Source organism: Inquilinus sp. (genome assembly GCF_057815775.1).
This window is the reverse complement of sequence record NZ_JBYRFX010000478.1, coordinates 1-3,184: the sequence shown is the minus strand read 5'-3', so window position 1 is coordinate 3,184 and position 3,184 is coordinate 1. Positions and strand designations below refer to the sequence as shown.

Below are 3,184 nucleotides of genomic sequence, written 5' to 3'. Positions count from 1 at the left end.
GTAGGTGCCGAAGATCATCTTCCGCCTATCTCACCGTCAGCGAGATCTTCCCGCTGGAGGTGCGCGGGCAGGCGATTTCCTATTTCTTCGCCGTCGCCCAGGTGGTCGGCGCGACCGGGCCGCTGCTGTTCGGCTCCCTGGTGGGGGACGGGACGCAGCGCGACCCGCTGTTCTGGGGCTATGTGCTGGGATCGGCCGTGATGATGCTGGGCGGTATCATCGCCCTGATCTGCGGCCTCGATGCCGAGGGCAAGGGGCTGGAGGACGTCGCCGCCCCGCTGACCAGGGTCGGCGACGTGAAAGAGGCCTCGGCCTGAGAGCCCGTTTGGTAATGCACCTGGCGCGGCCGCCTGACGGCGGCCTCTCGGCTTCCGGTGCTCACGGACCCAAACGTCCGCTGCGCGCCGGGTCTCGAAACCAGCGCCATTCGACTCTCGCCAGCGCATTTCCAAACAGACTCTGAGCGTCCACCCCTCCTGACAGAATCTGTCAGGGGGAGGCCGCTTTATCCTTGACCGGCTTGTTCCCGGGATGTTCGAGTTCGATCATTGTCCATGATCCGATTGCGAGCGCAGCCTGGGGCCGTTGCACGCGATCGGGCATGGGTGATCCGGCGGCCGGGCCGAGAGTCGCTTTTCGTCCCTGCCCGCCCCATATTGCACCACGGCGTGCCCGGAAGGCCGGGGACGTCTATCCCGCATGAGTGATCCTGGCGATGCACAAATCCATCAGCGTCCGCGGCGCGCGCGAACACAATCTGAAGAATGTCGATGTGGATTTGCCGCGCGACCAGCTGATCGTGATCACCGGGCTGAGCGGGTCCGGCAAGTCGTCCCTGGCCTTCGACACCATCTATGCCGAGGGCCAGCGCCGCTATGTCGAGAGCCTGTCGGCCTATGCCCGCCAGTTCCTGGAGCTGATGCAGAAGCCGGACGTCGATTCGATCGAGGGCCTGTCGCCGGCGATCTCGATCGAACAGAAGACGACCAGCCGCAACCCGAGATCGACCGTCGGCACGGTCACCGAGATCTACGACTACATGCGGCTGCTGTTCGCCCGCATCGGCGTGCCCTATTCGCCGGCCACCGGCCTGCCGATCGAGAGCCAGACGGTCAGCCAGATGGTCGACCGGGTGATGGCGATGGGCGACGGCGCCCGCCTGTACCTCCTCGCCCCGATCGTGCGCGGCCGCAAGGGCGAGTACCGCAAGGAGCTGCAGGAGCTGCGGGCCCGCGGCTTCCAGCGCGTCAAGGTCGACGGCACGATGTACGAGATCGAGGACGTGCCGGCGCTGAACAAGAAGCTGAAGCACGACATCGAGGTGGTGGTCGACCGGCTGGTGGTGCGCGACGATCTGGGCAACCGCCTGGCGGATTCGATCGAGACTGCGCTGGGCCTGGCCGAAGGGCTGGCCATCGTCGAGAATGCCGAGGGCGGCGAGCGCACCCTGTTCTCGTCGAAATTCGCCTGCCCGGTCTCCGGCTTCACCATTCCGGAGATCGAGCCACGGCTGTTCTCGTTCAACAGCCCGCACGGCGCCTGCCCGGCCTGCGACGGGCTGGGCGCCAAGCTGGTGTTCGACCCGGAGCTGGTGGTGCCGGATGAGAGCCGGTCCCTGGCCAAGGGCGCGATCGCGCCGTGGGAGGGATCATCCTCGAAATACTACCACCAGACGCTGGACGCGATCGCCACCCATTACGGCGTCAGCACCACCACGCCCTGGCGCGACCTGCCGGAGGTGGTGCGCAACACCATCCTGCACGGTTCCGGCAAGGAATCGATCACCTTCGGCTACGATGACGGCCTGCGCACCTACAAGACCGAGAAGCCGTTCGAAGGGCTGATCCCGAACATGGATCGCCGGTTCCGCGAGACCGACAGCGCCTGGACGCGGGAAGAGCTGGGCAAGTACCAGGGCACCCGCCCCTGCGAGACCTGCGGCGGCGCCCGGCTGAAGCCCGAAGCGCTGGCGGTGAAGATCGAAGGCCTGCATGTCAGCCAGGTGGCGGAGAAGTCGATCGCCGAGGCAGGGCAGTGGTTCGCCGCGCTGAACGCCAAGCTGTCGGCCAAGGACCAGGAGATCGCCTACCGCATCCTGAAGGAGATCAACGAGCGGCTGACCTTCCTCAGCGCCGTCGGCCTGACCTACCTCACCCTCGCCCGCGGCTCCGGCTCGCTGTCGGGCGGCGAGAGCCAGCGCATCCGGCTGGCGTCGCAGATCGGCTCCGGCCTGACCGGCGTGCTCTATGTCCTCGACGAGCCGTCGATCGGGCTGCACCAGCGCGACAACGAACGGCTGCTCGGCACGCTGAAGCGGCTGCGCGACCTCGGCAACACCGTGCTGGTGGTCGAGCATGACGAGGACGCGATCCGCAGCGCCGACTATCTCGTCGACATGGGCCCGGGCGCCGGCGTGCATGGTGGCGAGGTCGTGGCCCAGGGCACGCCGGAAGAGGTGCTGCGCAACCCCGCCAGCATCACCGCGCAATACCTGACCGGGGTGAAGCGGATCGAGGTGCCGACCCAGCGCCGCCCGGGCCACAAGGGCCAGGTGCTGAAGGTGATCGGCGCCCGCGGCAACAACCTGAAGAACGTCACCATGGAGGTGCCGCTGGGCACCTTCACCTGCATCACCGGCGTGTCCGGTGGCGGCAAGTCGACCCTGGTGATCGAGACGCTGTACAAGACGCTGGCCCGCCAGCTGATGGGCGCGCATGAGCATCCGGCCGCGCACGATGCGATCGAGGGCATTGAGTTCCTCGACAAGATCATCGACATCGACCAGTCGCCGATCGGCCGCACCCCGCGCTCCAACCCCGCCACCTACACCGGGGCCTTCACCCCGATCCGCGACTGGTTCGCCGGGCTGCCGGAGGCGAAGGCCCGCGGCTACGGGCCCGGCCGCTTCTCCTTCAACGTCAAGGGCGGCCGCTGCGAGGCCTGCCAGGGCGACGGCGTCATCAAGATCGAGATGCACTTCCTGCCCGACGTCTATGTCCAGTGCGACGTCTGCAAGGGCCATCGCTACAACCGCGAGACCCTTGAGGTGCTGTACCGCGACAAGTCGATCGCCGAGGTGCTGGACATGACGGTCGAGGAAGGGGCGGAGTTCTTCCGCGCCGTGCCGTCGATCCGCGACAAGATGGAGACGCTGCACCGGGTCGGCCTGGACTACGTCAAGATC

At 67.0% G+C, this 3,184-nt stretch carries 1 protein-coding gene and 1 pseudogene; both read left to right on the top strand.

Translation table 11 applies throughout. The features are described from left to right. Positions 1-317, top strand: a pseudogene (locus AC3XYG_RS16970) (hypothetical protein); the annotation flags it as partial. 398 nt (positions 318-715) lie between these two features. Further along, the coding region (uvrA, locus tag AC3XYG_RS16965; protein ID WP_489141028.1) for an excinuclease ABC subunit UvrA at positions 716-3,184 on the top strand (2,469 nt) is incomplete at its 3' end.